Below are 2,206 nucleotides of genomic sequence, written 5' to 3' on the forward strand. Positions count from 1 at the left end.
ACCTCGACCAAGGTGCCCGAAGGCAGCCGCGCGCTGGCCGGCATCGGCTGCCACTTCATGGCACTGTGGATGAACCGGTCAACCGAGACCTTCACCCATATGGGCGGCGAGGGCGTGCCGTGGGTCGGCATCGCGCCGTTCACCAACGAGAACCACATCTTCGCCAATCTCGGCGACGGCACCTATTTCCACTCGGGCATTCTCGCAATCCGCCAGGCGGTCGCCTCCAAGGCCAACATCACCTACAAGATCCTCTACAACGATGCGGTCGCGATGACCGGCGGCCAGCGCCATGACGGCGATCTGTCGCCGCAGCAGATCACCTTCCAGCTCCATGCCGAAGGCATTCGCGAGATCTATTTGGTCTCGGAGAACCCGGATTCCTATCCGGCCGACACCATCGCGCCCGGCGTCAAGCTGTACCACCGCGACGAGCTCGAGAACGTCATGAAGATGTGCCGCGAGTACAAGGGCACCTCGGCGATCGTGTTCGTGCAGACCTGCGCCGCCGAAAAGCGCCGCCGCCGCAAGCGCGGCCTGATGGAGGATCCGCAGCGCCGCGTGCTGATCAATCCAGCGGTCTGCGAAGGCTGCGGCGACTGCTCGGTGCAGTCGAACTGCATCTCGGTCGAGCCGCTGGAGACGGAGCTCGGACGCAAGCGCACCATCAACCAGTCGACCTGCAACAAGGACTATTCCTGCGTGAAGGGTTTTTGCCCGTCCTTCGTCACGGTCGACGGCGGCAAGCTCAGGCGGCGCGCGCCGCCCGAGCTCGGCAGCATCGATAATCTGCCGGAGCCGGCCTCCAAGCCCGCGCTCGACCGGCCCTACAACGTCGCGGTCGGCGGTGTCGGCGGCACCGGCGTGCTGACGATCGGCGCGCTGCTCGGCATGGCCGCGCATATCGAGGGCAAGGCCTCGATGATCCTCGACATGTCGGGCCTCGCGCAGAAGGGCGGCGCGGTGCTGAGCCACGTCCGGCTCTCCGAGCACACCGCCGACGTGACCTGCTCGCGCATCGTGACCGGAACGGCCGATCTGGTGCTCGCGGCCGACGAGGTCGTGGCGGCGTCGAAGGACACCATCACGCTGTGCGATGCGAGCCGCACCGTCGGCATCATCAACAGCCACGTGATCCCGACCGCGGACTTCATCCTGAACCGCGACTTCAACTTCCAGAGCCGCAAGGTCAACAGCGTGCTGGAGACCGAACTGCGCAAGGACTCCGCCTTCTTCGACTTCACCAAGCCGGCCGAAGCGCTGCTCGGCGACTCCATCGCCACCAACATCATGATGCTGGGCTTTGCCTATCAGCGCGGGCTGCTGCCGCTGTCGGCGGAGGCGATCCTGCAGGCGATCGAGGTCAACGGTGTCTCGATCAAGATGAACACCCAGGCGTTCCAGCTCGGGCGCCTGGCCGCCGCCGATCCGGCGCGGCTGAGCGGGATGATGAAGGGCGACGACGAGATCGCGCCACCGAAATCGCTGGATGCGACGTCGCTGGACGAGATCATCACCCATCGCATGGCGTTCCTGACCGACTACCAGAATGCGCGTCTGGCAAGGCGCTATCGCAAGCTGGTCGACCAGGTGCGCGACGCCGCCGCCAAGGGCGGCTATGGCGAGGCGCTGCCGCGCGCGGTCGCGATCAACTACGCAAAGCTGCTCGCCTACAAGGACGAGTATGAGGTGGCGAGGCTGTTCACCGATGGCCGCTTCGAGAAGCAGCTGCGCGATCAGTTCGAGGGCGAGTTCAAGTTCAATTTCAATCTGGCGCCGCCGATCCTCGGCGGCGGGCTCGACGCACAGGGCCGTCCGAAGAAGCGCGCGTTCGGCTCGTGGATGATGTCGGCCTTCAGGGTGCTGGCGAGATTCCGCTTCCTGCGCGGCACGCCGCTCGACATCTTCGGCTACAACGCCGACCGCAAGCTGGAGCGCGATCTGATCGCGGGCTACGAGAAGGATGTCGCGACGGTGCTGAACCTGCTGTCGCCGCTCAATCACGACGTCGCGGTCGAACTGCTGGCGTTGCCTGACCGTATCCGCGGCTACGGCCCGGTGAAGGACAAGGCGATCAAGGAAGCGAAGGTTCGCTACGCGCAACTCGCCGCCGACCTCGCCAACCCGCCGCCCGCGCCGCGGCAGATGGCGGCGGAGTAGTGTAGCCACAAATTCGGTGTCGTCCCGGCGAAAGCCGGCAACTGTT

Annotated in this window: 1 protein-coding gene; it reads left to right on the forward strand. The window is 65.6% G+C overall.

Going from position 1 to position 2,206, the window contains the following annotated elements; translation table 11 throughout:
• Positions 1 to 2,160: indolepyruvate ferredoxin oxidoreductase family protein (locus tag AKL29_RS44765; RefSeq protein ID WP_244481998.1), on the forward strand; the 2,160-nt coding region annotated here is incomplete at its 5' end.
• Between the last annotated feature and the right edge of the window lie 46 nt (positions 2,161 to 2,206).

This window comes from Bradyrhizobium pachyrhizi (assembly GCF_001189245.1).
GTDB classification, from domain to species: Bacteria; Pseudomonadota; Alphaproteobacteria; order Rhizobiales; family Xanthobacteraceae; genus Bradyrhizobium; species Bradyrhizobium pachyrhizi.